Origin of the sequence: Mesorhizobium sp. B2-6-2, from assembly GCF_006440615.1 — a bacterium.
Classification (GTDB): Bacteria; Pseudomonadota; Alphaproteobacteria; order Rhizobiales; family Rhizobiaceae; genus Mesorhizobium.
In genome coordinates, this window is record NZ_VFUG01000006.1 from 114,771 (window position 1) to 141,013 (window position 26,243).

The window sequence follows — 26,243 nt, forward strand, 5'->3', positions numbered from 1 at the left end:
AAGGCGTCAGCGCCTGAAGAGCGACGGAACCTCGAATGGATCGGGCGCCGGCTCCTGCGGCAGCGTGCCTTCGGTTTTGCGCTTCTTGTGATGCGCGAGAGAGCATTGCGGCGAGCACAACAGGCCGCAATCGGTCCAGTAGGCGGGGCCTTCCTCGATCATGCCGTGATAGTAGTGGAAGCCCGGCGCCCGGTAGGGCAGCCCGCATTCGATGCAGCGATAGGCGTCGGGTCTGGCAAGCATGGGATGTCGGGTTCACTTTGCGCTGCAATCGGCGGATCATACCAGCCGGATGTAGCTCATCTTAGAAGTTTTGAGTGGTAATTGCAGCCCTGAGATTGGCCATGACCTTCGCGATTTCGTCATTCTATGGCGGAGCAAGGAGCGAAGCGACGCGCGCAGACCATAGAATCCTTTCCGTGACGTTGAGGCGTTTCGACGATCCAGGATTCTGCTCCGCTGCATTCCACGCCCAAGGCCAATGGATCCTCGGGTCTACGCGTCCGCTTCGCTCCCGCTCCGCCCGTGGATGACGAAGCTCGGGCGCTGCGGCTAATCTCCAAGTCTGCGATTCGCTTTGTTGGGCGCAAATTGTCTCGAACCTTGACGCTTGCTCGAAGCGATCGTCGGACCCATCGTCGGGCTGCGCCCCCGTTCCGCCCGTGATGATGAAGTCTCGCAAAATCCGCGTGACAAAAGTTGACGTTTACGTAAAAAGAAGGCGGGAGGCCGGCCCAAAGGTGGATGGCTTCGCTTCGGCCATGCGCCTACGCTCGGCCGGAATGGGAGGAGCAGACATGTATCGCGCGCCGGTCGAGGACATAGCCTTCACGCTGAAGCAGGTGGCGGGGCTGAAGCCGGCGCTGGACGCCGGCATTTTCGGCGATCTCGGCGAGGACCTTGTCGACGCTATCCTGGCCGAGGCGGGCCGTTTCGCCAGCGAGGAGGTCGCTCCGCTCTACAAGATCGGCGACGAGCAAGGTGCGGTGCTGAAGGGCGCTGCCGTCACCACGCCGCCCGGCTGGAAGGAACTCTACCGGCGCTGGATCGAAGGCGGCTGGAACGCGCTGTCGGGTCCGGAAGAATTCGGCGGCCAGGGCCTGCCGACGATGCTCGGCGTCGCCGCGCTCGAAATGTGGAACTCCGCCGCCATGGCCTTCGGCATCGGCCCGACGCTGACCATGGGCGCGGTCGAGGCGCTCGACAAACACGCATCGGAGGAACTCAAGGCCAAATACCTCGCAAAACTCGTCTCCGGCGAGTGGATGGGCACGATGAACCTGACCGAGCCGCAGGCGGGCTCGGACCTCGCGGCCTTGCGCAGCCGCGCGGAGCCCGTAGGCGACGGCACCTACCGCATCTTCGGCCAAAAAATCTTCATCACCTATGGCGAGCACGATTTCACCGACAACATCGTGCATCTGGTGCTGGCCAGGCTGCCCGACGCGCCGGCCGGCACGCGCGGCATCTCGCTGTTTTTGGTGCCGAAGCTTTTCGTCAACGACGACGGTTCGCTCGGCGCCCGCAACGACGTCTTCTGTTCCGGCCTCGAGCACAAGCTCGGCATCCATGCCTCGCCGACCTGCACCATGATCTATGGCGACGGTTTTCAGGGCGCCACACCCGGCGCCATCGGCTGGCTGATCGGCGAGGAGAACAAGGGTCTGGCCTGCATGTTCACCATGATGAACAACGCCCGCCTTGCCGTCGGCATGCAGGGCGTGGCCGTGGCCGAGGCCGCCACCCAGAAGGCGATCGCCTATGCCAATGAGCGCCGCCAGGGCAAGGCTTCCGCCTATTCCGGCTCAGGCATGGCGCCGATCGTCCATCACCCCGATGTACAGCGCAACCTGCTCACCATGAAGGCGCTGACCCAGATCGCCCGCTCGATCAGTTATTCCTGCGCCCACGCCATCGACCGCGCGCGCGTCGGCGAGGGCGAGGCCGCCGCCAATTGGCGCGACCGCGCCAACCTGCTGACGCCGCTTGCTAAAGCGTTCTCGACCGATGTCGGCGTCGAGGTCGCCTCGCTGGGTGTCCAGGTGCATGGCGGCATGGGCTTCATTGAGGAAACAGGTGCCGCAGGGCTTTATCGCGACGCGCGCATCGCGCCGATCTATGAAGGCACCAACGGCATCCAGGCGATCGATCTTGTGGCGCGAAAGCTGCCGCTCGGCGGCGGCGAGCATGTGCATTCCTATATCGGCGAGTTGAAAGCGGTGGCCGATGCGGTGCGCACCTCCAACATTGAGGGTTTCGGCCGCACTGCCGACAATCTCGACCGTGCGCTTGCCGATCTCGATGAGGCGACGCGTTTCCTGCAGAAGCTCACGGCCGATGGCAAGACCGACGCCGTGATGGCCGGCGCCACGCCCTATCTGCGCCTGATCTCGCTCGCCGCCGGCGGCGCCTATCTGGCGCAAGGCGGGCTGGCCGACCGCGGCCGCGTCGCACTTTGCCGCTTCTTCGCCGAAAACCTGCTCGGCGAGACGCGCGCCCTGAAGGAGCGTGTCGTCGACGGCGCCGAGAGCCTCGCCGCCGCCGGCAAGCAACTGATTTCCGCTTGACGTTCACAAGGAAAAAATCATGACAGACCACATCCTCGTCGAGCGCCAGGGCGCCGTGCAGATCATCCGCATCAACCGCCCGGACAAGAAGAACGCGCTGACGCGCGCCATGTATGCGAAAATGTCGGCGGCGCTCGCCGAAGGCGATGCCGATCCGGCGGTCCGCGTCCATGTCTTCCTCGGCGTTCCAGGCGCCTTTTCCGCCGGCAACGACTTAGCCGAGTTCCTGGTCATCGCCACAGGCGGCGAGGGCGGCAACGAGGTTTGGGATTTCCTGATGGCGCTGGCCAAGGCCGAAAAGCCGATGGTGTCGGGCGTCGACGGCATCGCTGTCGGCATCGGCACCACACTCAATTTGCATTGCGACCTGACCTTCGCCACGCCGCGAACGCTCTTTCGCACGCCCTTCGTCGATCTCGGCCTGGTGCCGGAAGCCGGCTCCAGCCTGATCGCGCCGCGGCTCCTCGGCCGGCAGGGCGCCTTCGCGCTGCTCGGCCTCGGCGAAGGCTTTTCGGCCGAGCGCGCCAAGGCCGCCGGTATGATCTACGATGTCGTCGCGGAAGGCTCCCTCGAAAGCGCGGTGTTGGCCGCCGCCAACGACATCGCGGCCAAGCCGCCGCAGGCGCTGAAGATCGCGCGCGACCTGATGCGCGCGCCGCGCGAGGAATTGACCGCCCGCATCGAGGTCGAAAGCGAACATTTCCGCGAGCGGCTCAAGTCGGACGAGGCGCGCGCGGCGCTGACTGCGTTCATGACGCGCAAGAAGGGCTGAGCCCTTCGCCTGCGGTACCGTTCAGGGATAAAGCCGCGTCTTGTCCCAGCCGGCGGCGTTGCGCGAGAAAAGGATGCGGTCGTGCAGGCGGAACGGCTTATCCTGCCAGAACTCGATCGTCTGCGGCAGGATGCGGAAGCCCGACCAATGTTTCGGGCGCGGGATCTCGCCGATGGCGTAGCGCGCCGTGTATTCGGCCACCGCCTTCTCCAGTGCGAACCGGCTTTCCAGCGGCCGCGACTGTTTCGAGGCCCAGGCGCCGATGCGGCTGCCGCGCGGGCGTGTCGCGTAATAGGCGTCGGCCTCGGCGTCGCTGACGATCTCCACCGGCCCGCGTATGCGCACCTGGCGGCGCAGCGATTTCCAGTGGAAGCACATCGCCGCCTTCATGCTGCCAAGAATCTCGCGGCCCTTGGCGCTCTCGAAATTCGTGTAGAAGACAAATCCCTTTTCGTCGAATCCCTTGAGCAGCACCATTCTCACATCCGGCATGCCGTCGGCGTCGACGGTTGCCAGCGCTACGCCGTTGGGATCGTTGGGCTCGCTTTTGGTGGCGTCCTCCAGCCATGCGGCAAAGAGTCTGAACGGCTCCGCAGCCTCGGTGAAGTCACTGCTTGTTAACTCAGTTTCGTTCATAGTTTTCCGAATTTTTACCGTTGCGGGAGGAGTTGGCCGATTGTCGCGTATCGCGCAAGCTTTTGACAGCAGGCAATGGGGCGTTATCGCTTCTGCCAGCGTCAAGGCTGTGGTCGTGACGTTGGCGCTACCGCTTGCCGCTTGCGGTGCCGGCGGCTTCAGCCTCGAAAAGGCCGACGTCGACCGCTCGATCATCACCTCCAGCGCGCCGTCGTCGCCGGCTGCCGCGGCGGCCGACAAGGACTCCGACCAGACCACCATCGGCAACGCCGTTTCCTCCGCCGACGTGAAGGAGCTTGGCGGCCAGGCGCTGCCATGGGCCAATGCCGGAACCGGGTCCCGCGGCGCGATCACCGAACTGGTGGAACTGAAGGATGGCGGCCTGACCTGCCGCCGCTTCAGCGCCACGCGCGAGAGCTTCGACGGTGTCGCACTCTACAAGGGCGAGCTGTGCCTGGCCGAAGCCGGCGGCTGGCGCATGCAGGAATTCAAGGCGCTCTGATTGTCCGGCACTCTGATTTTCGGGTGCCAATTGCCCTTGCGCCACTGGAATTTCTTCCTATGCGAGCGCATATAGGGGGCGACTACAAATCCGTTCTCTCTTGCAGGCAGGAAGCATGCGCGACCCCTATGAGGTGCTGGGCGTTGCCAAGAACGCATCGGCCAAGGACATAAAATCGGCTTACCGCAAGCTCGCCAAGAAATATCATCCGGACCAGAATCCGAATGATCCGAAGGCGAAGGACCGTTTCGCCGCCGCCAACCAGGCTTACGAGATCGTCGGCGACGAGAAGACGCGCGCCGCCTACGATCGCGGCGAGATCGACGCCGACGGCAAGCCTAAATTCCAGGGCTTTGAAGGCGCGGCCGGCGGCGATCCGTTCGCCGGATTCCGCCGTCAGCAAGGCCCCGGCGGCGCGCATTTCGAATTTCGCAGCGGGCGCCCGGGCGGCGATCCGTTCGACGGCAACAGCGACATCTTCAGCCAGATTTTTGGCGATGCCTTCTCCGGCGCCCGCGGCGCCGGCCGGGCCGACCGCCGTCAGCCGGTCCAGGCCGCTGACCTCAACGTCACTATGGATATCAGTGTCGAGGAGGCAGCCACCGCCGATAAGGTGACGGCGATGTTCCCCGACGGCCGCAAGGTGGCGGTCAAGCTGCCGGCCTATGTCGAGGATGGCCAGACGATCCGCTTGAAGGGCCAGGGCGAGCAGGGTCCAGGCCAGCCTGGCGATGCGCTGGTCAAGATCCATATCCGCCGCCATTCGCGCTACCGCATCGAAGGCCGCGACCTGCATGTCGATCTTCCCGTCGATCTGGCCGATGCGGTGCTCGGCGCCAAAGTGGCGGTCGAGACGCCGACCGGCAAGCTCGCGGTCAACGTGCCCGCATGGTCAAGCTCGGACAAGGTGCTGCGCCTCAAGGGCAGGGGCCTGCCGGAAAAGGCAGGCGGCCATGGCGATCTCTATGCCCATGTGCGGCTGATGCTGCCGGAAGGCGGCGATGCCGAGCTCGAGGCCTTGATGCGCCGCCAAAAAGGCTGATTGAGGGAATTTTGTTCCTGTTACAGTGTCCTTTGGGCGCTTGAAGGGGCTTTGTGCCTGTGCGATAGGGCTCTCCACAAAGCAGATATTCTTGCGGAGAGCTTGCACATGGCGGGTGGACAGGGCCTGATGGCCGGTAAGCGGGGCCTGATCCTCGGCGTCGCGAACAATCGGTCGATCGCTTTCGGCATCGCCAAGGCTTGCGCCGACCATGGCGCCGAAATCGCGCTGACCTATCAGGGCGAAGCCTTCAAGAAGCGCGTCGAGCCGCTGGCGGCCGAGCTCAACGCGCATGTCGCGGGCCATTGCGACGTGACCGACCCGGATAGCCTCGACGCGGTCTTCGCCGACATCGCCAAGCACTGGGGCAAGCTCGACTTCCTCGTCCACGCCATCGCCTTTTCCGACAAGGACGAGCTCACGGGCCGTTATGTCGAGACGACGCGCGACAATTTCCTGCGCACCATGGACATTTCGGTCTATTCCTTCACCACCATCGCCAAGCGCGCCGAGCCGCTGATGACCGATGGCGGCTCGCTGCTGACGCTGACCTATTACGGCGCCGAGAAGGTGATGCCGCATTACAACGTCATGGGCGTCGCCAAGGCGGCGCTGGAGGCCAGCGTTCGCTATCTCGCCGTCGACCTCGGCGCCAAGAAAATCCGCGTCAACGCAATCTCGGCCGGTCCGATCAAGACGCTGGCCGCCTCCGGCATCGGTGATTTCCGCTATATCCTGAAGTGGAACGAGTACAATTCGCCGCTGAAGCAGACGGTTACCCAGGAAGAGGTCGGCGATTCCGGCGTCTATTTCCTGTCGGACCTGTCGCGCGGCGTGACCGGCGAGGTCCATCATGTCGATTCCGGCTACCATGTTGTCGGCATGAAGGCGGTCGACGCGCCGGATATCTCGACCGTCAAAGACTGATCCTTACCTTCGCCTATCCTTCGTCCCAGGCCCTGGCCCGACCTTGGAAGACCTGATGTATCCGCTCGTCTACATCGCGCGTCACGGCCAGACCGAGTGGAATGCCGAGCACCGACTGCAGGGTCAGGCCGACACCGACATCAACGCGCTCGGCCGCAAACAGGCGGCACAGAACGGCCTGCGGCTGGCGGAACTCATCAGAAATCCTGCGGATTTCGACTTTGTCGCCAGCCCGATGCGGCGCACGCGCGAGACGATGGAGCGGATGCGCGCCGCGATCGGGCTCGATCCCTCCGCCTACGGCACCGATCCGCGCCTGGTGGAGATAAGTTTCGGCGACTGGCAGGGCTTCACCTTCGCCGAGCTCGAGCAACGTGCCCCCGGTTCAACCGACGGCCGCCGCCACGCCAAATGGGATTTCCAGCCGCCGGGCGAGGGCGCCGAAAGCTACGAGATGCTGCTCGAGCGGATCAAGCCGTGGCTGGACGCGCTGCGCCAGCCGACCGTCTGCGTCACCCATGGCGGCGTCATGCGCTGCTTCTTCCGCTTGGTCACCGGCATTTCCAAGCAGGAGGCCGCCAGCCTCGAAATCCCCCAGGACCGCCTGCTGCGGCTGGAGGGCCGCAGCCTGGAGTGGCTTTGAAGGCACTCCGCTTCGTCATTCTAGGGCGAAGCAGGAGCGAAGCGACGCGCGCAGACCCTAGAATGACGAAACACGGACGCTCCAGCCTCTAACTCGAAAGATTAGTTCTGGTCGCTGTCGGGCAACTGCATATCGGTCACGACATTCTCGCCATTGGCCACGTCATAGGCAATGACGATGTCCATGCCGGGCTTCAGCGAGTCGATATCGGTCTCGGCGTTGAGCTTGTAGGCCTTGCCGTCGTCGAGCGTCAGCGTCAGCGTGTCCTTGTCGACCTTCTTGATCAGGCCTTCGGTTTGGCCGGCGAACGCGGCGGCGGTGGAAATCAGCAACATGGCGCAGGCCGCGCCAATCAGGGTACGCATCGTCGTCCTCTTTAGGTCATTGCGCCGGCTTGTCAGCGGCGGGTCCTCAACGGCGGATGGGAAAAGAGCAGAAACCAACCGAATGTGTCAAAACTAAATCCGCCACATCACAGTTTGATGCACACCCGATCAGCGTTTGACCACTGTGGAAAACGCCAATAGAAGGCAGCCTTAACCGGGTTCCCTCACCGGGGCAGGGCGTATTCTCATGTCTCACAACACATTCGGCCATCTCTTCCGCGTCACCACCTGGGGTGAAAGCCATGGCGCCGCGCTCGGCTGCGTTGTCGATGGCTGCCCGCCCGGCATCCGCTTCAAGCGCGAGGATATCCAGGCCGAGCTCGACCGCCGCCGCCCCGGGCAGTCGCGCTTCGTCACCCAGCGCCGCGAGCCGGACGAGGTCAAGATCCTGTCCGGCTTCATCCTCGATGAGGACGGCGAGACGATGATCACCACCGGCACACCGGTGTCGATGCTGATCGAGAATGTAGACCAGCGCTCCAAGGACTATGGCGAGATCGCCCGCCAATACCGGCCGGGCCATGCCGACTACACCTATGACGTCAAATACGGCCTGCGCGACCACCGCGGTGGCGGCCGCTCCTCGGCGCGCGAGACGGCGGCCAGAGTGGCGGCGGGCGCCCTGGCGCGCAGGATAGTGCCCGGCGTGACGGTGCGCGGCGCGCTGGTGTCGATGGGCGAAAAATCCATCGACCGCGCCAACTGGAACTGGAATTTCGTCGGCGACGCCGAAAACCCGTTCTTCACCCCGGATCCCGCCTCGGTCCCGGTCTTCACCGCCTATCTCGACGGCATCCGCAAAGCCGGCTCCTCGGTCGGCGCGGTGATCGAGATCGTCGCCGACGGCGTGCCGGCTGGCCTCGGCGCGCCGATCTATGCAAAGCTCGACCAGGACATCGCGTCCGGCCTGATGTCGATCAACGCCGTCAAGGGCGTCGAGATCGGCAATGGTTTCGAGGCGGCCCGCATCACCGGCGAACAGAATGCCGACGAGATGCGCATGGGCAATGACGGCAAGCCGGTGTTCCTGTCCAACCATGCCGGCGGCATACTGGGCGGCATCTCGACCGGCCAGGCGATCGTCGCCCGCTTCGCCGTCAAGCCGACCTCCTCGATCCTGACCCCGCGCCAGTCGATCGACAAGGACGGCAAGAATGTCGAGGTGATGACCAAGGGCCGCCACGATCCGTGTGTCGGCATCCGCGCCGTGCCGATCGGCGAAGCCATGGTTGCCTGCGCGGTCGCCGATCATTATCTGCGGCATAGAGGACAGACAGGAAGGGAGTAGGCAGTAGCGATTAGGCAGTAGACCGCCCGACACAGCCGTTTTCTTTCTTCTACTGCCTACTGCCTACTGCCTACTGCCTACTGCCTACTGCCTGCGAGCGAAGCGAGCGCCGATGCCATACGACCAGAAGAAGATCGTCGAAGCGATCCGTGCCTTCGAGCGCGGCGAGATCGTCGTCGTCATGGACGATGACGGGCGCGAGAACGAGGGCGACCTGATCGTCGCCGCCGTCCACTGCACGCCGGAGAAGATGGCCTTCATCGTACGCAACACCTCCGGCATCGTCTGCACGCCGATGCTGCGCGAGGACGCGAGGCGGCTGAACCTCGCGCCGATGGTGGCGGACAACGATTCCGCGCACACCACCGCTTTCACCGTCAGCGTCGATTTCAAGCATGGCACGACAACAGGCATTTCCGCCGACGACCGCACGCTCACCGTGCGCAACCTTGCCAATGGCAATGTCGGCCCGTCCGATTTCGTGCGCCCCGGCCACATCTTCCCGCTGATCGCGCGCGAAGGCGGCGTCTTGATGCGCTCCGGACATACGGAAGCCGCAGTCGATCTCTGCAAGCTCGCCGGTCTGCCGCCGGTCGGCGTCATCTCGGAACTGGTCAATGACGACGGCACGGTCAAGCGCGGGCCGCAAGTGCAGGCCTTCGCCGAGGAACATGGGCTGAAGCAGGTCTCCGTCGCCGACCTCATCGCCTATCGGCAGCGCAAGGAGACGCTGGTCGAACGCGTCGCCTGCTCCGACATCGACACGCCCGGTGGCAAGGCGCAGGCCTTCACCTACACGCTGCCTTGGGATTCCATGCACCATCTCGCGGTCGTCTTCGGCGATATCCGCGATGGCGAAGAGGTGCCGGTACGGCTGCATTCGGAGGATGTCGTCACCGACGTCTTCGGCACCAGCCACCGGCTCGACGGCATCATGAAGGCGATGGGCGAGCGCAGGCGCGGCGTCATCGTCTACCTGCGTGAAGGCTCGGTCGGTGTCGCCCATCAGGAGCGCAAGCGGCCCGCGAGCGGCGAGCGCGAGGACCATGAGGAAGCCCGCCGCCGCGAGAACGAATGGCGCGAGATCGGCCTCGGCGCTCAAATTTTGAAGGACCTCGGCATCTCCTCGATCAACCTGATCGCCTCGCGCGAGCGCCACTATGTCGGCCTCGAAGGATTTGGGATTCACATCGCCAAGACGGAAATTCTGTAGTCTGTTGAAAGACTGACGCACCGGAGGTCCTGGCGGCAGCCCGCCGGCGTTGCTGATTGGCCGGCGCCTCTGCGACGGAGGCGGAGCCTTCGCGACGGAGGCGATTGGCTGAAGCCTCCGCGACGTCGTCATCCACGGGCGGAGCAAGGAGCGAAGCGACGCGCGCAGACCCGAGGATCCATTCCGTGATTTCGAAGCGTTGCAACGGTGCAGAATTCTGCTCCGCTGCGCTCTACGATCAAGGTCGCGGAATGGATCCTCGGGTCTGCGCTCCGCTTCGCGTCGCTCCGCCCGTGGATGACGATGTCGCGGAGGCTCCGGCCAACTACCAACGTCTGCGCTGACCGTAGCCGGATAACCGTCACTCCGCCGGAACCACCGCCTCGCCCCTGTCCACATCGCAATCATCCGTCGCCAGCCGGCGTTGGCCGGCGAGCACGGTAGCCAAGGCGATCCCTCCAGCAGCCACCGAAACCCAGAACCCGTTCTGCGGACCGAAATTGTCGACCATCCAGCCGGCGGCGAAGGAGCCCAGCGCCATGCCGATGCCGATGCCGGTCGTCACCCAGGTAACGCCTTCGGTCAGCATCGCCGCCGGCACGTGGCGTTCGATCAGGCCGAAGGCGGTGATGAAGGTCGGCGAGATCGCGACGCCGCTGACGAAGACCGCGAGCGCCAGCGTCGGCACGGTGTCGGCGAAGAGCAGTGGCAAGGTGGTGAGCGCGATCACGGTGACCGCCACCGCCAGTTGCCGCTGCAGCGGCGCCTTAAGGCTGAGCGCGCCGACGATGATGCCGAGCACGAAGGATCCCAGCGCATAGACGCCGATGACGAGGCTCGCCGCCTCAGGTTGGCCGAGCTCTTTGGTGATCGCCACCGTCGTCACTTCCGTGGTGGCGAAGGTCGCGCCGACGAAGATCAGCGCAAAGGTGATGATCTGCACCGGCCGCAGGCGGATCGCCGACCCGGTCGCGCCATGTTCCGCCGGGCGGACCGGCGGCTCGGACGAGCGCTGCAGCAGGAATGCCGCCGAGCCGAGCGCAAGCAGCAACGTGCTGACGACCATCCCGGCTTCCGGGAAGAGTGCCGCGCTCAAGCCCACCGACAGCGAGGCGCCGGCGACATAGACCAACTCGTCAGCGGCCGATTCGAAGGCAAACGCCGTGTTGAGCTCCGGCCGGTCGCGGAAGATCTCGGTCCAGCGCGCCCGGACCAGCGCCGGGATGCTGGGCATGGCGGCGGCAAGTAGCGCCGACCCGAACAAGGTCCAGATCGGCCAGTGCTGGTTGGCCGCGACGATCAATGTCGCGAAGGAAAGCACCGAGACGAGCGTCATGGGTGCTGCGATCGCCGTCTGGCCACGTCGGTCCACCAGCCGCGACACTTGCGGCGACAGGAAAGCGTTGACCAGCGCATAGGTCGCCGAGACGGCGCCGGCCAGCCAGTATTCGCCATGCGTCTGCGACAGCATCGCCACGATGCCGATCGGGGCCATGGCGATCGGCAAGCGCGCGATGAAAGCCGCCGCGGCGAAGCCTTTCGTGCCGGGAGCCCGAAAGATGTCCGAATAAGGGTTTCGCATGATCCTGCTCCTCGACAACGGTGCATACTAGAATTACATACGCTGCGTATGACTGTGAGATAGTTCATACGCCGCGTATGTCAATTGGCATACGAGGCGTATGTGAATAGGGCCAGAGCCATGCACAGACCGCGCAAGGAGATGATCGCCGAGACGCGCGCCAAGCTGATCGCAGCCGCTCGCCATGCTTTCGGCACGATCGGCTATGCCGAGGCCTCGATGGACGATTTCACCGCATCGGCCGGCCTCACGCGCGGTGCGCTCTACCATCATTTCGGCGACAAGAAGGGGCTGCTTCAGGCGGTGATCGCCGAGATCGACGGCGAAATGGCTGTGCGGGTGAACGAGGTGGCTTCGAAAGCGCCGACCCGCTGGCAGCATTTCGTCGACGAATGCACCACCTATATCGAGATGGCGCTGGAGCCGGAAATCCAGCGCATCATGTTCCGCGACGGCCCGGCGGTGCTCGGCGACCCGGCGCAGTGGCCGAATGCCAGCGCCTGCATCGCCTCGATGACCAACCATCTGACCAGGCTGCAGGAAGAGGGCGAGGTCGTTCCGGAGCTTGATCCCGAGACGACCTCACGGCTGATCAATGGCGCCAGCAGCCAGGCCGCGCAGCGCATTGCCAATTCGACGGATCCCGAGGCGACCTCGAAAAAAGCGATTGCTGCCTTCAAGCAGTTGCTCGAAGGCCTGCGAAAGAAGCCTTGACGGCACGCTCAGGTAACCAAGCCACCGGCTTGTGCACCGGTTTCGGGCCGGCGCAACCCTGCCGCGATTGACAATCGCCGGGGCGAGCGCATCCTCCTTCGCCATCTATTACAGCGCCGCGCGTTCTTTGAACGCGCAAAGGAACGCTGTAAAACTTTAATTCGGCGCATGATCCTTTTCCGAAAATCGATTCCGATTTTCGGGATCATGCGCAGGATGAGGGGGACTCGGGGCATGTGGGACTTCAGCATCGCCAGATCTGTGTCGATCATGATGCGGACATGGCCGTTCATCGTCTTTCGCATGATCGTCTATTTCGGCATCACGGTCGCCTACATCATGGCGACCGGCACGGGCGCCAGCGTCGGCTACGGCGTCGGTCACATCTCCACCGATCCCGACGGGCCGATGTCCTTCGCGCTGTGGGGCGGCGTGGTCGGCTTCGGCGTCGTCTCGATCGCCGTCTACTGGATCCGCGAATACATCCTCTATGTGCTGAAAGCGGGCCATATCGCCGTCATGGTGCATCTGATCGACGGCCGTGACGTTCCCGACGGCCAGGGCCAGATCGCCTACGCCAAGGAAGTGGTCGCCCAGCGCTTTGCCGAGGCCAACATCCTTTTCGTCGTCGACCAGCTGGTCAAGGGCGCCATCCGAGCCATCACCGGCCTGATCGGCGGCATCGCCGCCTTCCTGCCCATTCCGGGCCTGAGCGGCATTGTAAGCTTCATCAACACGGTGATCCGCCTGTCGCTGACCTATGTCGACGAGATCATCCTCGGCTACAACATCCGCATCAATTCGAGCTCGCCTTTCGAGACGGCAAGGCAAGGCGTCGTGCTCTACGCGCAGAACGGCAAGCACATGGTCAAGAACGCCGTCTGGCTGGCGGCGATCATGTGGGGCGTGTCCTTCGTCATCTTCCTGTTGATGCTGGCGCCCGCGGCCGCCATTCTGTGGGTCATGCCGGGCCAGCTTGCCGGCTGGGCCTTCGTGCTAGCCATCGTCTTTGCCTGGGCCTTCAAGGCAGCCTTCATCGAGCCCTTCGCCATCGCCTCGCTGATGCAGGTTTATTTTGAAGCCATTGAAGGCCAAGCGCCCAATCCCGAATGGGACCGGCGGCTCGCCGAGACCTCGTCCAAATTCAGGGAATTGCGCGACAAGGCGCTGGGCTCTTTTGGCGGCGGCTCGCGCTGGGACACGCCGAGGGCTGCCTGATCATGGCTTTGATGCGCCGCCGAGCTTTGCGATCGCCGATTTAAGCGGCGCCTCGCCGGCGCCGCGAAACGTCTCGCTCATGACCAGTTCGGGCAGTGGCAGGCGCTTGCCCCAGCCATGCGCCTCGAGGTCCGGCTTCGGCGCGAAGGCCGAGACGCGGCCGACGCAGAGATAGGCGATCGGCGTGACATGCTCCGGGATCGCGAGAAGCCGCTTCAGCGCCTCGGTCTCGATGATGCTCACCCAGCCGACGCCGACACTTTCGGCCCGCGCCGCCAGCCAGAAATTCTGCACCGCGCAGACAGTGCTGTAGAGGTCCATCTCCGGATTGTGCCAGCGACCGAGCGGCGAGTCCTTCGAGCGCTGCCGGTCGCAGGTGATGCACAGGTTGAGCGCGCTTTCGCAGATGCCTTCGAGCTTCAGCTTACGGTAGAGCGCCTGCCGTTCCGCCTCGATCGCCGGCAATTCCTGCTCGCGCGCCGCGAGGAACAGGTCGCGCACCTGCTGCCGCCTTGCGGCGTCGCGGATGACGATGAAATTCCACGGCTGCATATAGCCGACCGACGGGGCGTGATGGGCGGCGGTGATGAGCCGGGCCAGCACATTGTCATCGAGATCGTCGGGGACAAAATGGCTGCGCACGTCGCGCCTGGTGAACATCGCCCGGTAGACCGCGTCGCGCGCCAATTGGTCAAAGTCGTCGCCGCTCGCGGCGATCGCTGCTGCCGTCATCGCTTTTCCCCTTGCGACAAGCAGTCCCCCGCCTGACCAAGCGGAAAACCATGTCTGCCGGGCCGGTCTTCTGGCTCGGGATCGTCCCGCATCCGGCGCCTTCCCGTCTTCGACAGTGGCGTGTGCCGGCGCGGTCCCCCTTACAGTGTTGGGCACGCCACGGAGTTCAACCGTGTTCCCGATTCTCCCGCGTCGCGGGCACCTGGCAGCGATGCGACCTTACAGCGAAGCTTGGGCCGCGCCAATGGCGTTAGCGACACGGCAAGACGCGATTTCCCCAGCCATTCGGCCTGCCAAACATGGTCATTCGGCCGCCAGGTCCCTAGATTAGGCGCCATGGCCACCCGTCTCTATACGCACCCGATCTTCCTCGAACACCTCACGCCGCCCGGCCATCCCGAGCGGCCCGACCGCCTGCGTGCCATCGAGCGCGTGCTCGACGACGAGGCGTTTTCGGCGCTCGACCGCGTCAAGGCGCCGGAAGGCGACGAGAAAACGATCCTCTATGCGCATCCCGAGGATTTCGTCGAGCGCGTGCGCGCGGCGATCCCTGAGAGCGGGATCGTGTCGATCGACGCCGATACCAGCGCCAGCCCGAAAAGCTGGCAGGCCGTGATCACCGCGATCGGCGGTGCCAACGCGGCGGTGGACGACGTCTTCGAGGGCCGTGCGGCAAACGTCTTCGTCGCCGCGCGTCCGCCTGGACATCATGCCGAGAAGACCACGGCGATGGGCTTCTGCCTGTTCAACACGGCGGCGATCGCCGCCCGCTACGCCCAGAACAAGCACCAGGCCGAGCGCGTCGCCATCGTCGACTGGGACGTCCATCACGGCAACGGCACGCAGGACATTTTCTGGGACGACCCGTCGGTGCTCTATTGCTCGACGCACCAGATGCCGCTTTACCCAGGCACCGGCGCGAAGGGCGAGACCGGCGCCGGCAACATCGTCAACGCGCCGCTTTCGCCGCAGACCGGCAGCGACCTGTTCCGCGACGCATTCCTGTCGCGCGTGCTGCCGTCCATCGATGCGTTCGCGCCGGACCTGATTATCATTTCCGCCGGCTTCGACGCGCACCACCGCGATCCGCTGGCCGAGATCAACCTGACCGAGGACGATTTCGACTGGGCGACCGGGCAATTGATGGAACGCGCCGGCCGCCATAGCTCCAACAGGCTCGTCAGCCTGCTGGAAGGCGGCTACGATCTGCAGGGACTGGCATTTTCAGTCGCCGCCCATGTCGGGCGGCTGATGAAGGGATAGGGTATGGCATTGGAAGGCAATGAGGACGTCAAGGCGATGAGCTTCGAACAGGCGCTCGACGCGCTTGAGAAGATCGTCGATGATCTTGAGCGCGGCGACGTCCCGCTCGACCAGTCGATCAAGATCTATGAGCGCGGCGAAGCGCTGAAGGCGCATTGCGACCGGCTGCTGAAAGCGGCCGAGGACAAGGTCGAGAAGATCAGGCTGTCGCGCGACGGCAAGCCGATGGGAACTGAACCGCTGGACGCCGACTGAGGTGTTGATATTCAGGTGAAGCCGGCCTGCAAATGGCAACTTCCGGTGCTCACGTACTTCAAGTACGCTCCGCTCCGGTTCTCGGAAATCACCATTTTCGGCTCGGCCTGACCTGAATCTCAACACCTCAGCGGATGATCTCAGACCGGGTAAGGGCAAAGAAAGCAGGTAAGGAGTTCAAGCCATGTGCCGCAACATCAAGACCTTGGCCAATTTCGAGCCGCCGGCGACCAATGACGAAGTGCATGACGCAGCGCTTCAGTTCGTGCGCAAGCTGGCCGGCTCAACGAAGCCGTCCAAGCGCAACGAGCACGCTTTTTATCACGCAGTGGAAGCGATCGCGGCCGCTGCGCGCGAATTGATCGATTCGCTCGAAACCAACCAGGAACCGCGCAATCGCGAGGAAGAGGCCGCCAAGGCGAAGGCAAGGTCGGCGCTGCGTTTCGCCTGAGGGTAGTCATGAGCTTTTTTCCCGGAAACGACCCTGAACCCGGCGATGCCTTCGCCTGCGACCAGATCGAGCTGATGGTCGTTCCGAACGCCAAGGACATTGGCGGCTTCGAGGTGCGCCGCGCTCTTCCGACGGCAAAGCGCCGGCTGGTCGGGCCGTTCATCTTCTTCGACCGCATGGGCCCTGCGATCCTGCGCGCCGGCCATGCGCTCGACGTGCGTCCGCATCCGCATATCGGGCTTTCCACCGTCACCTACCTGTTCGACGGCAGGATCAGGCATCGCGATTCGCTCGGCACCGAAATGGTGATCGCGCCGGGCGACGTGAATCTGATGACAGCCGGGCGCGGCATCGTTCATTCAGAGCGCACGCCACAGGAATTGCGCGGCGCGCCGATGTCGGTCTCGGGCTTGCAGACCTGGCTGGCGCTGCCCGACGGCAAGGAGGAGATTGCTCCGGTGTTCGCGAACACGTCGGTGGCCAGCTTGCCGCAGATCGATGCCGAGGGCGTCAGCGGCCGCATCGTGATCGGCGCGTTCTCAGGCCTTCGCTCGCCCGTGGCGACCGCATCGGACACGCTCTACGCCGATCTCAGGCTGGCCGCCGGTGCCAGCGTGAAGATTCCAGCCGATGCCGAGGAGCGCGCCATCTACACGCTGGAGGGCAACATCTCGATCGCCGGCGATGTTTTCCCGGCCGAACGGCTTCTGGTGTTCAAGCCCGGCGAGGAGATAGTCGTTTCTTCCGAGCGCGGTGCGCATTTCATGCTGTTCGGCGGCGCTTCGCTGGGCTCCAAGCGCTACATTTGGTGGAATTTCGTCTCGTCCTCCAAGGAACGCATCGAGCAGGCCAAGCAGGAATGGAAGACGGGCCGCTTCGATATCGTTCCCGGCGATGAGGAAGAGTTTATTCCGCTGCCCGAGAACTAGGGTCCGCCTTGCGCGTCACTGGCGCGCATTTACATTCGCCCGCCGGCGGCCTATTCCCGCGCATGATTATGGCGCAATCTGCTGGTAGCGCCGTGTTCGATCGATAAGGCAGGACGCGCCCGAGTGAAGCCAGACACGCCGCTGCTCGACAAGGTCCGCATTCCGGCGGATTTGCGGACGCTTGATGAAAGCGCGCTGCCGCAGCTTGCCGCGGAACTCCGCGCCGAGCTCATTGACGCCGTGTCGCAGACCGGTGGTCATCTCGGCGCCGGCCTCGGCGTCGTCGAGCTGACGGTTGCGCTGCACTATGTCTTCAACACGCCGCAGGACCGGCTGATCTGGGACGTCGGCCACCAGGCCTATCCGCACAAGATCCTGACTGGCCGCCGCGACCGCATCCGTACGCTGCGCCAGGAAGGCGGCCTCTCTGGTTTCACCCGGCGGGTCGAGAGCGAATACGACCCGTTCGGCGCCGCGCATTCCTCGACCTCGATTTCGGCCGGTCTCGGCATGGCCATGGCGCGCGACTTGTCGGGCGGCCGCAACAATGTCATTTCCGTCATCGGCGACGGCTCGATGTCGGCCGGCATGGCTTTCGAGGCGCTGAACAATGCCGGCGCGCTCGACGCCCGGCTGATCGTCATCCTCAACGACAACGACATGTCGATCGCGCCGCCGACCGGCGCCATGAGCGCCTATCTGGCCAGGCTCGCTTCCGGCAAGGCCTATCTGGGCTTACGTGATTTCGGCAAGAAGCTGACTTCCTACCTAGGCAAGCGTGCCGACCGCGCCATCACCCGTGCGGTCGAGCATGCGCGTGGTTACGTCACCGGTGGCACCTTGTTCGAGGAGCTCGGCTTCTATCACATCGGCCCCATTGACGGTCACAATCTCGAACATCTGATCCCGGTGCTGAAGAACGTCCGCGACAACGGCAAAGGCCCGGTGCTGATCCATGTCGTGACCCAGAAGGGCAAGGGCTACGCGCCGGCGGAGGCTGCAGCCGACAAATATCACGGCGTCAACAAATTCGATGTCATCACCGGCGCGCAGGCCAAGGCGCCGGCCAACGCGCCCGCCTATACCAAGGTCTTCGCCGAGAGTCTGATCCAGGAAGCGCGTGACGACGACCGCATCGTCGCCATCACCGCCGCCATGCCGAGCGGCACCGGTCTCGATCTCTTCGGTGAGGTGTTTCCCAAGCGAACTTTCGATGTCGGCATTGCCGAGCAGCATGCGGTGACCTTCGCCGCCGGCCTTGCTACTGAGGGCTACAAGCCCTTCGCCGCCATCTATTCCACCTTCCTGCAGCGCGCTTACGACCAGGTCGTCCATGACGTGGCGATCCAGAAACTGCCGGTGCGTTTTCCGATAGACCGCGCCGGTTTCGTCGGCGCCGACGGCGCCACTCACTGCGGCGCTTTCGATACGACCTTCCTGACCACGCTGCCGAGCTTTGTCGTCATGGCCGCGGCAGACGAGGCGGAACTGCGCCACATGGTGCGCACCGCGGCTGTCTATGATGACGGCCCGATCGCCTTCCGCTATCCGCGCGGCAATGGTGTCGGCGTCGACATGCCGGAGCGCGGGGCGCTGCTGGAGATCGGCAGAGGCCGCATCGTGAAGGAAGGCACCAAGGTCGCGCTGCTTTCCTTCGGCACGCGGCTGCAGGATTGCCTTATGGCGGCCGAGGAACTTGGCGCTGCGGGCCTTTCCACGACCGTTGCCGACGCCCGCTTCGCCAAGCCACTCGACGAGGATCTCATCCGGCGGCTCGCCCGTTCGCATGAGGTGCTGGTGACCGTCGAAGAGGGCGCCATTGGCGGCTTCGCCAGCCAGGTGCTGCATTTCCTCGCCCATGAAGGCCTGCTGGAAAGCGGCCTCAAGGTGCGGCCGCTGGTGCTGCCGGACGCGTTCACCGACCATGCCAAGCCGGAAAAGATGTATGCCGATGCCGGCCTGGATTCGGCCGGTATCGTGCACACTGTCTTTGCTGCGTTCGGTCGCGGCGTGCAGGCGCAGCGCGCCTGAATCAGAGCTTCAAGACGCTCAATCGGTTTGCCGGCTGCCAGATGTAAGTATCTGTTAACGCTCCCGCTTGGCGGTTCGCTTACCCTGTCTCTTGGCCGATTCTCAACGGCGCCCTGCTAGAAGTTCGGGCCAGGCAGGGAGTTAACAAAAATGAAAACGCTTCTGTGCGGCATGGCCCTTTTGGCGGGCATGATTGCGCCGGTCGCAGCCGAGACGCGTTACGACCGCAATCTCGAAAAGGCGGTGCTGGATATCGTTGCCGGCAAGATGGGCAATATTCGCGGCGGCTTCTCCTATAAGCAGGTTCCTCAACTCGTCGTGCTGCCGGATGCAGGTCCCGTCGCGCTCACTCCGGTTGAGCCGCCGCGCAAGCAAGCCTCCGGCAATGACGGCCTGATGCCCGCCGTCGAGCGCCAGGTGTCGCGCACCATTTTCTAGAACCACATATCGCGCACGCAACGGCCGTCGCGCGGCAGGTCGTCAAAAGTGTCGAGGCCGTCGAAATGGTCGATCGGCAGGTCGGCGACCTCCTCGGGCGGCGCCAGCCTGACATTGACGGCGATGCGCGTGCGGCCGCCCTTGCCGGAACGCAGGCCTCGCCAGGCGACCACACAGGCGCAGGTCGGACAGAACAGGATTTCCAGCGCGGGCTCCGCCACCTCAGCGCGTGTGTACGATTTCAGCGGCCCGGCGACGCGAATGCGCTCATCGACATAGTCATAGGCCCAGAGCGCTCCGTAGCGGCGGCAAAGCGTGCAATTGCATGCGGTGATACCACCGGGATCGCCTTCCAGCGTCCAATGAACCGCGCCGCAATGACAGGTACCCCTCAGCATTGCCACCTCCACCGGCTGACGAACCGCCTGTTCCTGTCGGCATTCTGCAGCCTCTTGCGCCATATTCAACCATTGCGTTCGCGCCCGGCTTTCGCCAATGAAGGCCGATGAGTTCCCCTTTGCCAGCCAGCCGGCGCCAGCGGCTCGACGAACTGCTCGTCGGGCGTGGCCTGTTTGCCAGCCGTTCGCGCGCCCGCGACGCGATCGAGCGCGGCGCGGTTACGGTTGACGGCGCCGTCGCCCGCAAGCCCGGCCAGCCCGTCGCGTCGGACTGCCTAGTCGCCATCGACGATCCGGCGCGGGCCTATGTATCGCGCGCGGCGCTGAAGCTGATCGCCGGCCTTGACCGTTTCGGCCTTGATCCTTCCGGCAGCGAGGCGCTCGATATCGGCGCCTCGACCGGCGGCTTCACCCAGGTGCTGCTCGAGCGCGGCGCGGCGCATGTCACAGCGATCGATGTCGGTCACGGCCAGATGCATCCAGACATTGCCGGCGACCCGCGTGTGACCGTGATCGAAGGGCTGAACGCGCGCGATCTGACGGCAGCCGATCTCGGCGGCCGTATTCCCGGTTTCCTTGTCTGCGACGTCAGCTTCATCTCGCTGAAGCTTGCGCTGCCGCCGGCGCTGGGATTGACGGGCGAGGGCGCCAACGCAGTTCTGCTGGTCAAGCCGCAATTCGAGGCGGGTCGCGAGGCCATCGGCAAGGGCGGCCTGCTCAAGGACCCGGGCGATGCCGAGCGGATTGCAGGGAACCTGCGCGACTGGTTGGCTGGCGTTCCCGGCTGGCGCGTGCTGGGACTCCAGCCGTCGCCGATCGAAGGCGGCGACGGCAACCGCGAATTCCTGCTCGCCGCCATGAAGGACGGGCGATGAGCACACGCTTCACCATTGCAAGGCTCGGTTCGCAGGGCGACGGCATCGCCAATGCCGAAGGCGGGGAGGTCTTTATCCCGTTCACGCTGCCCGGCGAAACGGTCACGGCCGCGCGCCAGAAGGACCGCGCCGCGCTGATGTCGGTATTGGAAGCCTCGCCGCATAGGATCGAGCCGGCCTGCCGCCATTTCACCGAATGCGGCGGCTGCGCGCTGCAGCATTACGAGGCTGAAGCCTACCGGCAATGGAAGCGCGAGAAGGTTGTGCAGGCGCTGAAGGTCAAGGGCATCGCTTGCGAGATCGCTGCGCTGGTGCCTTGCGCGCCGCATACCCGCCGCCGCGTCACGTTCAGCGCCAGGCGCACGGACGCCGGCATGCTGCTCGGCTTCGTGCGCGCGCTGTCCTCCGAGATCATCCCGATCGAGGAATGCCCGATCTCGCTGCCGGCGATCGTCTCGGCGCTCGATAAATTGCGCGCCCTGGCCGGCTTGGTCTGCGCGACGCCGAAGGCGTTTCATATGACGGTGACAGTCACGGCCTCGGGCCTCGACATTGCCGTGCAGGATGCCGGCAAGCTTGGCGACCATCAGCGCCGCATTGCGTCGAATTTCGTCATGGCCGAGGGCCTGGCGCGGCTTTCCGTCGACGGCGAGATTGTCGTCGAGCCGAAGAAGCCGGTGGTGCAGTTCGGACCGGTCGCGGTCGCCGTGCCGCCCGGCGCCTTCCTGCAGGCGACGGAGGCCGCCGAGCAGGCGATGGCAAGCCTCGTCGGCCAGCATCTGTCGCGCGCCAGGAAGGTCGCCGACCTGTTTGCCGGCTGCGGCAGCTTCGCGCTCAGGCTCGGCGCGCAATCCGAGGTCCATGCCGTCGAGGGCGATGCGCCGGCGCTTGCCGCGCTCGACCGCGCCTTCCGCTTTGCCGGCGGCCTGAAGCGGGTGACCAGCGAACGCCGCGACCTCTTTCGCCGGCCGCTGACCTTCAAGGAGTTGAACGCCTTCGACGGGCTGGTCTTCGATCCGCCGCGCGCCGGCGCCGAGGACCAGTCGAAGCAGATCGCCCGTTCCGACGTGCCGCTGGTCGCCGCCGTGTCCTGCAATCCGGTGACGCTCGCACGCGATCTGCGCATCCTGATCGATGGCGGCTATACGCTGAAGAGCGTCACGCCGATCGACCAGTTCCTGTGGTCGCCGCATGTCGAGGCCGTCGCGCTTTTGGAGAAGCCGAAGCGGCGGCGGTAGCTCGCGGCCGGAGGCTCGCGTGAAAACTATGAAGCCTCTGTTCTTTCGACGGAATTGCGCCCTAAAGCCGCCTTTTTGCGGGGTCTTAATTCTGCGGTTAGGGAAACATTCCTGCCTCTCCGGCGTTATCGCGTTGAATGAATGGCGGACAAGGATGGCGGATTGCAATGCGCTCGCTTCGGAAAGTCATCGGCCTTGTCGTCGTTTTCGTCGCGTTCGCCGTCGCGTCCACGACGGGCGCGCTCGCCCAACAGCAGAAACGTCTCGCATTCGTCATCGGCAACGCCGCCTATCCGTCGGATGCGCTGGTCACCTCCGCGAATGACGCCGGTCTGATCGCGCAGACCCTGCAGGCAGCTGGGTTCGATGTGGTCGGCGCACGCGATGTCGACCAGGAATCGTTGCGTGGCGCGCTGCGCGATTTCCTTGGAAAGGTTTCCGCCGCCGGTCCGGACGCGACCGTTTTCGTATACCTCGCCGGCCGCGGCGTGCAGTTCGAAGGCGAGAACTATTTCTTGCCGGTCGACGCCCAGATCGCCAATCCGGCCGACGTGCCGCTGCAGGCCATGCGGCTCTCCGATATCACCAGGTCTCTGGCGGGACTGCCGGCGAAGGTCAATATCGTCGTCCTCGACGCGGCACGGCCGAATGCTCTTCCGAAAATGAGCCAGCCGCTGGCCAGCGGGCTCGCGCTGGTCGACCCCGACCCCAACATGCTGATTGCGTTCAACGCGGCGCCCGGAACGGTTGCGCCGGAAGGCAAGGGCCCATACGGCGCCTATGCTCAGGCGCTCGCCGAGATGATGCGCGAAGGCGGCATATCGCTTGACGATGTTTTCGACCGCACGCGGCTACGCGTCAACGAGGTGACGCAAGGCGCCGAAGTTCCGTGGGACGCCTCGAAGGTCAGCGCGCCCTTCGTCTTCTTCGAACGCGCTCCGGACGCGCCGCCGCCGAAGGTTTCGGAGGCCGAAGAACGGGCCAACCGAACCAGACCGATCCGCGACTTCAATGCGCATGACGCTTATGTCGCGGCACTCGATCGCGACACCATGCGCGGCTACGAGGAATTCCTCGTCGCCTATCCGCACGATCCGATGGCAAAGCGTGTGCGGGCCATCATCGCGGCGCGGCGCGAGGCGATCACCTGGCGCGAAACGTGGCTGCGGGATACGCCGGAGGCCTATTGGTCCTACCTCGGGCGCTATCCGCACGGGCTGCATGCCTGGGACGCGCGCCGCCGCCTGGAGCATTTCGACGCCGAGCTCGAGCCACCGACGAGCTTCACCGTCATCGTCTACGACGTGCCGCCGCCGCCGCCGGAGGAAATCATCTATGTCGACAGGCCGGTGCTCTATTTCGACGATCCCGATTTCGACTTCGAGCCGCCGCCGCCGATCGACGTGGTATTCCTGCCGCCGCCGCCGCCGGATTTCGTCGTGCTGCCGCCGCCCCCGCCGCCGGTCGATGTTTACGTCCTGCCGACGCCGGTCTTCGTCCCCGTGCCGGTCTGGGTCAGGCCGCCGCGTGACATCGTGCCGCCGCCGAACGACATCATCTTCAACAACATTCACAACACGACCGTCATCAACAACACGACGATCAACAACGAGCCGGCCAATCAGGCCGGACAGCCGAGCGCCAATGCACCGAGCGGCCTCACCACCGGCCGGAAGATGGCGGCTGGTGCGGGCGCGGCCTCCCTGGCAGCCAAGGTGACGCTGCCGCCGTTGCTGCAGAAAAGGGCAGCGCTGTTCAAGCAGAACCAGGGCGGCCAGCCGCTGAAGCCGGGCCAGGCTGTCACGCAGGGCCAGCAGCCGGGTGCGACGCCGCAGGCGAAGACGACGGGCAAGCTCCCGACCGATCACGCCTTGCGGGGAGCTGACGGCAAAGCGCTGCCGCTCGTCAACGGCAAGCCGGTGCTCAACGGCCAGAACGCGCCCAACAGGAAGGTGCAGGGCAAGCAAGGCACGGCGAGTGGCAACCAGCAGGCTACCGGGAATGCCGGCGCCGCCGTTACGGGCAACGGCCAGCAGAACGGAGTTGTCAACGATCAGGGCAAGAGGGGCAAGCTCCGCAAGCTGCCGACCGTAAACGGCGCGCCGGGCGAGGACGGGCGGAACGCCCAGCAGAGGTTCGGGAAGAACAATCCGAATGCGTTGTCCGGTCAGAACGAAGGCAGGCCGAGGAAGCTGATACGCAAGGATCTGTCGGCAGGCCAGACAGCTGTCGGCCCGAGCGATAAAGGCTCGGTCAACGGAGGCGATAGAGGTAAGAAGTTCCGCAAGCTGCCGACCGTCAACGGCGCGCCGGCCGACAATCGGGCGAGCGTGCAGGAGCGGCTCAGGAGAAACAATCCGAGTGTGTTCTCCGGCCAGAATCAGGGTTCGGCCAATGCAAACAGGAAGTTCCGCAGGCTGCCGAACGGCGAAGAGGGTTCCGCCGGCGCAGGCACCAACGCCCAGCGCAACTTCAAGCAGGAAAGACCGAACGTGCAGGTGCTCAGGCCGCAAAGGCCGGAGTTCCAGGCGCAGCCAAGGCCTCAGCTGCAAGAGAGACGCCTGCAGCAGTTGAGGCCTGAGCCTCAGATGCAAGAAAGACGCTTGCAGCAGCAGCTACGGCCTCAGCCTCAGATACAGGAACGGCGCCTGCCGCAGCAGCCCAGGGAGCAGCCGCCGCAGGGAAACAAGAAGCCGACCTGCGGGCATCCTGGCGAGCCGCCCTGCCAGCAGTAGGCCAGCAAGGCTTGCCTGGCCGCGGGCGGCGACGCTCGTTCATGGGCCGGATTTTTCGGCCTATGAATTTGCGAGGTGGAGAATGTGACGGATCAGGCCGTCAAAGCAGACCAGACCGCTCTGGTCACGCCGGGAGCGATTGCGGGAAAAGGTGAAAGGTTCGGGCTCGGCGACTTCGCCATAGCCTTCCGTGCGGAATTGCAACCCAAGCAGATAGAGCGGCTCGCCGTTTCCGTGAAACGCTCTGGCCCTTACGAATTCGGAGACAGCCGTTTCGCCGTGCCGCCGCGCTGGTTGATCGACACCCAGGTGTTCGGGTTCTGCTGCGATTGGCGTTTCAGGAAATAATAGCCGGTTGCGTTCCAGGGCCTGACCTCGTCGACCAGATTGTCCAGCACGAGATCGCCCTTGTCGGTTTTCACCGTCAGAATGGTGTGGCCCTCATTGTGGAGATCGCGCACCACCGTCATCAGCAGCGCCTGCCGGGGGAAGCCCGCTTCCAGGAGGAGCTTGCGCTTGTAGAGCGCGTAGATCTTGCAGTCGCCCTTGCCGTCCGTCGGATAGTCCCAGTGGTCCATCGTCGTGCCCCAGTGGTCGTAATTGCTGATGGGCTTGATGGACCGGTTCGCCTTCTGGTTTACCCGCTTGAGGATGCTCATGTTCTGCGCCGTCAGCCTGACGCTTGTGGCAGGCAGGGCAGGCACTTTGCATTCCTTCGGCCGGCGATGACAGAAATCGAGCCAGCCATATGGGACGCTGGTGCTGCCGCCGACTGTGGCGGAGCTCGCAGCCGCTAGCTTGAACAGCGACGACTGCGCCGCTGCAGGGCTGATTTGCAGCGATGATGCGCCAACCAGCGAAGCGAGGCCAATGAGGAAAGAAGAGGTCAGGACGCCGGGGGAACGCTGCATTGCCGACACCACCGCAACGAGAAGACTGGCGAGAAGCTAATGCGCAAACGCCCGCCCCGCCAATTAAACAATTAATAATGTCCTAACACGATTGTGTTCACTTCAAGGTGGAGGATGCATTCAAGCCGAAATCAACCGCTTGGCGCGCGGAGACTGCTCGGGATGTTTGTTCGTCAGGCAGCGAACGACAATGTTGGCATCAATAGCGAGCGTGGCGCCGCCGTGCTTCGGCGAGGACGCCGGCGTCCATTTCTTCCAGTGTCCTCGGCGCGCCAGGGGATGGCAGGGAGCCAAAGACATCGTTCGGCTGCGTCGCCGCGAACACAGGCGCCAGGTTCAAAAGCACTCCCTCAGCCGTTTCCTCAACCTCGAGCCTCGTTCCCGGGCCCCACTGTCTCCGTTTCCGGATGGCGCCGGGCAGGATCACTTGCCCTTTGGTCGAGATGGTGGTCGTCAGCTTTTCAGAGGTGGTCATAGCACCTTACCTGTGTAAGACG

Annotated in this window: 27 protein-coding genes and 1 riboswitch; of the genes, 19 read left to right on the plus strand and 8 right to left on the minus strand. The window is 64.4% G+C overall.

The annotated features are described in order from the left end of the window. Nucleotides 1-6 precede the first annotated feature (6 nt). Complete coding sequence (locus tag FJ419_RS14980; protein ID WP_140694088.1) at nucleotides 7-243, minus strand: hypothetical protein; 237 nt, start codon at nucleotides 241-243, stop codon at nucleotides 7-9. A 554-nt stretch (nucleotides 244-797) separates the two neighbouring features. Here FJ419_RS14980 and FJ419_RS14985 point away from each other — a divergent pair. Then, nucleotides 798-2,567 (plus strand): acyl-CoA dehydrogenase family protein, encoded by a 1,770-nt coding sequence (locus tag FJ419_RS14985; protein WP_140694092.1) that lies wholly within the window; start codon nucleotides 798-800, stop codon nucleotides 2,565-2,567. A gap of 19 nt (nucleotides 2,568-2,586) precedes the next feature. Next, nucleotides 2,587-3,339, plus strand: a complete 753-nt coding sequence (locus FJ419_RS14990; protein ID WP_140694104.1) for a crotonase/enoyl-CoA hydratase family protein — start codon at nucleotides 2,587-2,589, stop codon at nucleotides 3,337-3,339. A 21-nt stretch (nucleotides 3,340-3,360) separates the two neighbouring features. On the opposite strand, the gene pdxH is transcribed toward FJ419_RS14990, so the two are convergent. After that, a complete protein-coding gene (pdxH, locus tag FJ419_RS14995; RefSeq protein ID WP_281405823.1) occupies nucleotides 3,361-3,987 on the minus strand; it encodes a pyridoxamine 5'-phosphate oxidase in 627 nt (208 codons plus the stop codon). A gap of 28 nt (nucleotides 3,988-4,015) precedes the next feature. Between pdxH and FJ419_RS15000 the strand changes: the two genes are divergently transcribed. The 4 genes from FJ419_RS15000 to FJ419_RS15015 all read left to right on the plus strand — a co-directional run bounded on the left by FJ419_RS15000 (nucleotide 4,016) and on the right by FJ419_RS15015 (nucleotide 7,089). Beyond that, nucleotides 4,016-4,477 carry an RT0821/Lpp0805 family surface protein gene (locus tag FJ419_RS15000; RefSeq protein WP_140694127.1) on the plus strand — a complete coding sequence of 154 codons (462 nt, stop codon included), beginning with the start codon at nucleotides 4,016-4,018 and terminating at the stop codon, nucleotides 4,475-4,477. Between the two features lie 115 nt (nucleotides 4,478-4,592). Further along, entirely contained in the window at nucleotides 4,593-5,519 is a 927-nt protein-coding gene (locus FJ419_RS15005; protein WP_140694138.1) for a J domain-containing protein, read from the plus strand. 108 nt (nucleotides 5,520-5,627) lie between these two features. Then, entirely contained in the window at nucleotides 5,628-6,446 is an 819-nt protein-coding gene (gene fabI, locus FJ419_RS15010) for an enoyl-ACP reductase FabI (RefSeq protein ID WP_140694145.1), read from the plus strand. Between the two features lie 55 nt (nucleotides 6,447-6,501). After that, the gene (locus FJ419_RS15015; RefSeq protein WP_140694148.1) at nucleotides 6,502-7,089 is read left to right on the plus strand and encodes a histidine phosphatase family protein; all 588 of its coding nucleotides are present in this window, start codon (nucleotides 6,502-6,504) and stop codon (nucleotides 7,087-7,089) included. A gap of 101 nt (nucleotides 7,090-7,190) precedes the next feature. Here the strand turns inward: FJ419_RS15015 and FJ419_RS15020 are convergent, their stop codons facing one another. Next, nucleotides 7,191-7,454, minus strand: a complete 264-nt coding sequence (locus tag FJ419_RS15020; protein ID WP_140545703.1) for a DUF1344 domain-containing protein — start codon at nucleotides 7,452-7,454, stop codon at nucleotides 7,191-7,193. A 208-nt stretch (nucleotides 7,455-7,662) separates the two neighbouring features. Between FJ419_RS15020 and aroC the strand changes: the two genes are divergently transcribed. Both aroC and ribB read left to right on the plus strand, forming a co-directional pair. Next, nucleotides 7,663-8,763 carry a chorismate synthase gene (aroC, locus tag FJ419_RS15025; protein WP_140694161.1) on the plus strand — a complete coding sequence of 367 codons (1,101 nt, stop codon included), beginning with the start codon at nucleotides 7,663-7,665 and terminating at the stop codon, nucleotides 8,761-8,763. Nucleotides 8,764-8,875: 112 nt separating this feature from the next. Beyond that, entirely contained in the window at nucleotides 8,876-9,976 is a 1,101-nt protein-coding gene (gene ribB, locus FJ419_RS15030) for a 3,4-dihydroxy-2-butanone-4-phosphate synthase (protein WP_140545701.1), read from the plus strand. 361 nt (nucleotides 9,977-10,337) lie between these two features. Here ribB and FJ419_RS15035 read toward each other — a convergent pair whose 3' ends face one another. Then, nucleotides 10,338-11,558, minus strand: coding sequence for an MFS transporter (locus tag FJ419_RS15035; protein WP_140694172.1), 1,221 nt, complete (start codon nucleotides 11,556-11,558; stop codon nucleotides 10,338-10,340). 120 nt (nucleotides 11,559-11,678) lie between these two features. Between FJ419_RS15035 and FJ419_RS15040 the strand changes: the two genes are divergently transcribed. Both FJ419_RS15040 and FJ419_RS15045 read left to right on the plus strand, forming a co-directional pair. Continuing rightward, the gene (locus tag FJ419_RS15040; protein ID WP_140694176.1) at nucleotides 11,679-12,272 is read left to right on the plus strand and encodes a TetR/AcrR family transcriptional regulator; all 594 of its coding nucleotides are present in this window, start codon (nucleotides 11,679-11,681) and stop codon (nucleotides 12,270-12,272) included. A gap of 234 nt (nucleotides 12,273-12,506) precedes the next feature. Continuing rightward, entirely contained in the window at nucleotides 12,507-13,490 is a 984-nt protein-coding gene (locus FJ419_RS15045; protein WP_140694178.1) for a hypothetical protein, read from the plus strand. Here the strand turns inward: FJ419_RS15045 and bluB are convergent, their stop codons facing one another. After that, the gene (gene bluB / locus FJ419_RS15050) at nucleotides 13,491-14,222 is read right to left on the minus strand and encodes a 5,6-dimethylbenzimidazole synthase (RefSeq protein WP_140694186.1); all 732 of its coding nucleotides are present in this window, start codon (nucleotides 14,220-14,222) and stop codon (nucleotides 13,491-13,493) included. 42 nt (nucleotides 14,223-14,264) lie between these two features. After that, a riboswitch (cobalamin riboswitch) is annotated at nucleotides 14,265-14,443 on the minus strand. Between the two features lie 115 nt (nucleotides 14,444-14,558). On the opposite strand from bluB, the gene FJ419_RS15055 reads away from it, so the two are divergent. From FJ419_RS15055 to FJ419_RS15080, 6 genes are all read left to right on the plus strand, one after another. Beyond that, the gene (locus FJ419_RS15055) at nucleotides 14,559-15,485 is read left to right on the plus strand and encodes a histone deacetylase family protein (RefSeq protein ID WP_140694189.1); all 927 of its coding nucleotides are present in this window, start codon (nucleotides 14,559-14,561) and stop codon (nucleotides 15,483-15,485) included. A 3-nt stretch (nucleotides 15,486-15,488) separates the two neighbouring features. Next, nucleotides 15,489-15,740: an exodeoxyribonuclease VII small subunit gene (locus tag FJ419_RS15060; RefSeq protein WP_140694193.1), complete on the plus strand. Its 252-nt coding sequence runs from the start codon at nucleotides 15,489-15,491 to the stop codon at nucleotides 15,738-15,740. A gap of 184 nt (nucleotides 15,741-15,924) precedes the next feature. Further along, nucleotides 15,925-16,191, plus strand: a complete 267-nt coding sequence (locus FJ419_RS15065) for a DUF2277 family protein (RefSeq protein ID WP_140694206.1) — start codon at nucleotides 15,925-15,927, stop codon at nucleotides 16,189-16,191. An 8-nt stretch (nucleotides 16,192-16,199) separates the two neighbouring features. Beyond that, nucleotides 16,200-17,120: a pirin family protein gene (locus FJ419_RS15070; protein ID WP_140694220.1), complete on the plus strand. Its 921-nt coding sequence runs from the start codon at nucleotides 16,200-16,202 to the stop codon at nucleotides 17,118-17,120. A gap of 123 nt (nucleotides 17,121-17,243) precedes the next feature. After that, complete coding sequence (gene dxs, locus FJ419_RS15075; RefSeq protein ID WP_140694234.1) at nucleotides 17,244-19,151, plus strand: 1-deoxy-D-xylulose-5-phosphate synthase; 1,908 nt, start codon at nucleotides 17,244-17,246, stop codon at nucleotides 19,149-19,151. Nucleotides 19,152-19,301: 150 nt separating this feature from the next. Further along, the gene (locus tag FJ419_RS15080; protein ID WP_140694251.1) at nucleotides 19,302-19,589 is read left to right on the plus strand and encodes a hypothetical protein; all 288 of its coding nucleotides are present in this window, start codon (nucleotides 19,302-19,304) and stop codon (nucleotides 19,587-19,589) included. Here the strand turns inward: FJ419_RS15080 and FJ419_RS15085 are convergent. Beyond that, the gene (locus tag FJ419_RS15085; protein ID WP_140694255.1) at nucleotides 19,586-19,987 is read right to left on the minus strand and encodes a GFA family protein; all 402 of its coding nucleotides are present in this window, start codon (nucleotides 19,985-19,987) and stop codon (nucleotides 19,586-19,588) included. The two genes, FJ419_RS15080 and FJ419_RS15085, sit on opposite strands and share 4 nt — an antisense overlap. A gap of 107 nt (nucleotides 19,988-20,094) precedes the next feature. Here FJ419_RS15085 and FJ419_RS15090 point away from each other — a divergent pair, with 107 nt between their 5' ends. The 3 genes from FJ419_RS15090 to FJ419_RS15100 all read left to right on the plus strand — a co-directional run bounded on the left by FJ419_RS15090 (nucleotide 20,095) and on the right by FJ419_RS15100 (nucleotide 24,835). Further along, on the plus strand, nucleotides 20,095-20,862 hold the full coding sequence (locus FJ419_RS15090) for a TlyA family RNA methyltransferase (protein WP_140694259.1): 768 nt from the start codon (nucleotides 20,095-20,097) through the stop codon (nucleotides 20,860-20,862). Next, nucleotides 20,859-22,100, plus strand: coding sequence for a class I SAM-dependent RNA methyltransferase (locus FJ419_RS15095; protein ID WP_140694262.1), 1,242 nt, complete (start codon nucleotides 20,859-20,861; stop codon nucleotides 22,098-22,100). Before FJ419_RS15090 ends, FJ419_RS15095 begins: the two co-directional genes overlap by 4 nt. Before the next feature lie 167 nt (nucleotides 22,101-22,267). After that, a complete protein-coding gene (locus FJ419_RS15100; RefSeq protein WP_140694267.1) occupies nucleotides 22,268-24,835 on the plus strand; it encodes a caspase domain-containing protein in 2,568 nt (855 codons plus the stop codon). A 251-nt stretch (nucleotides 24,836-25,086) separates the two neighbouring features. Here the strand turns inward: FJ419_RS15100 and FJ419_RS15105 are convergent, their stop codons facing one another. Both FJ419_RS15105 and FJ419_RS15115 read right to left on the minus strand, forming a co-directional pair. Beyond that, entirely contained in the window at nucleotides 25,087-25,746 is a 660-nt protein-coding gene (locus tag FJ419_RS15105; protein ID WP_181170703.1) for a transglutaminase-like cysteine peptidase, read from the minus strand. 199 nt (nucleotides 25,747-25,945) lie between these two features. Further along, complete coding sequence (locus tag FJ419_RS15115; RefSeq protein ID WP_140694271.1) at nucleotides 25,946-26,221, minus strand: AbrB/MazE/SpoVT family DNA-binding domain-containing protein; 276 nt, start codon at nucleotides 26,219-26,221, stop codon at nucleotides 25,946-25,948. Nucleotides 26,222-26,243: the final 22 nt, after the last annotated feature.

Coding starts and splice junctions, on each gene's coding strand:
- fabI (WP_140694145.1), top strand. CDS start 5,628: ATGGCGGGTGGACAGGGCCTGATGGCCGGTAAGCGGGGCCTGATCCTC.
- FJ419_RS15095 (WP_140694262.1), top strand. CDS start 20,859: ATGAGCACACGCTTCACCATTGCAAGGCTCGGTTCGCAGGGCGACGGC.
- bluB (WP_140694186.1), bottom strand. CDS start 14,222: ATGACGGCAGCAGCGATCGCCGCGAGCGGCGACGACTTTGACCAATTG.
- FJ419_RS15015 (WP_140694148.1), top strand. CDS start 6,502: ATGTATCCGCTCGTCTACATCGCGCGTCACGGCCAGACCGAGTGGAAT.
- FJ419_RS15115 (WP_140694271.1), bottom strand. CDS start 26,221: ATGACCACCTCTGAAAAGCTGACGACCACCATCTCGACCAAAGGGCAA.
- FJ419_RS15060 (WP_140694193.1), top strand. CDS start 15,489: ATGGCATTGGAAGGCAATGAGGACGTCAAGGCGATGAGCTTCGAACAG.
- FJ419_RS15020 (WP_140545703.1), bottom strand. CDS start 7,454: ATGCGTACCCTGATTGGCGCGGCCTGCGCCATGTTGCTGATTTCCACC.
- FJ419_RS15105 (WP_181170703.1), bottom strand. CDS start 25,746: ATGCAGCGTTCCCCCGGCGTCCTGACCTCTTCTTTCCTCATTGGCCTC.
- FJ419_RS14980 (WP_140694088.1), bottom strand. CDS start 243: ATGCTTGCCAGACCCGACGCCTATCGCTGCATCGAATGCGGGCTGCCC.
- FJ419_RS15070 (WP_140694220.1), top strand. CDS start 16,200: ATGAGCTTTTTTCCCGGAAACGACCCTGAACCCGGCGATGCCTTCGCC.
- FJ419_RS15005 (WP_140694138.1), top strand. CDS start 4,593: ATGCGCGACCCCTATGAGGTGCTGGGCGTTGCCAAGAACGCATCGGCC.
- FJ419_RS15040 (WP_140694176.1), top strand. CDS start 11,679: ATGCACAGACCGCGCAAGGAGATGATCGCCGAGACGCGCGCCAAGCTG.
- FJ419_RS14985 (WP_140694092.1), top strand. CDS start 798: ATGTATCGCGCGCCGGTCGAGGACATAGCCTTCACGCTGAAGCAGGTG.
- FJ419_RS14990 (WP_140694104.1), top strand. CDS start 2,587: ATGACAGACCACATCCTCGTCGAGCGCCAGGGCGCCGTGCAGATCATC.
- FJ419_RS15085 (WP_140694255.1), bottom strand. CDS start 19,987: ATGCTGAGGGGTACCTGTCATTGCGGCGCGGTTCATTGGACGCTGGAA.
- aroC (WP_140694161.1), top strand. CDS start 7,663: ATGTCTCACAACACATTCGGCCATCTCTTCCGCGTCACCACCTGGGGT.
- FJ419_RS15090 (WP_140694259.1), top strand. CDS start 20,095: ATGAGTTCCCCTTTGCCAGCCAGCCGGCGCCAGCGGCTCGACGAACTG.
- FJ419_RS15080 (WP_140694251.1), top strand. CDS start 19,302: ATGAAAACGCTTCTGTGCGGCATGGCCCTTTTGGCGGGCATGATTGCG.
- FJ419_RS15065 (WP_140694206.1), top strand. CDS start 15,925: ATGTGCCGCAACATCAAGACCTTGGCCAATTTCGAGCCGCCGGCGACC.
- FJ419_RS15045 (WP_140694178.1), top strand. CDS start 12,507: ATGTGGGACTTCAGCATCGCCAGATCTGTGTCGATCATGATGCGGACA.
- ribB (WP_140545701.1), top strand. CDS start 8,876: ATGCCATACGACCAGAAGAAGATCGTCGAAGCGATCCGTGCCTTCGAG.
- FJ419_RS15055 (WP_140694189.1), top strand. CDS start 14,559: ATGGCCACCCGTCTCTATACGCACCCGATCTTCCTCGAACACCTCACG.
- FJ419_RS15035 (WP_140694172.1), bottom strand. CDS start 11,558: ATGCGAAACCCTTATTCGGACATCTTTCGGGCTCCCGGCACGAAAGGC.
- FJ419_RS15100 (WP_140694267.1), top strand. CDS start 22,268: ATGCGCTCGCTTCGGAAAGTCATCGGCCTTGTCGTCGTTTTCGTCGCG.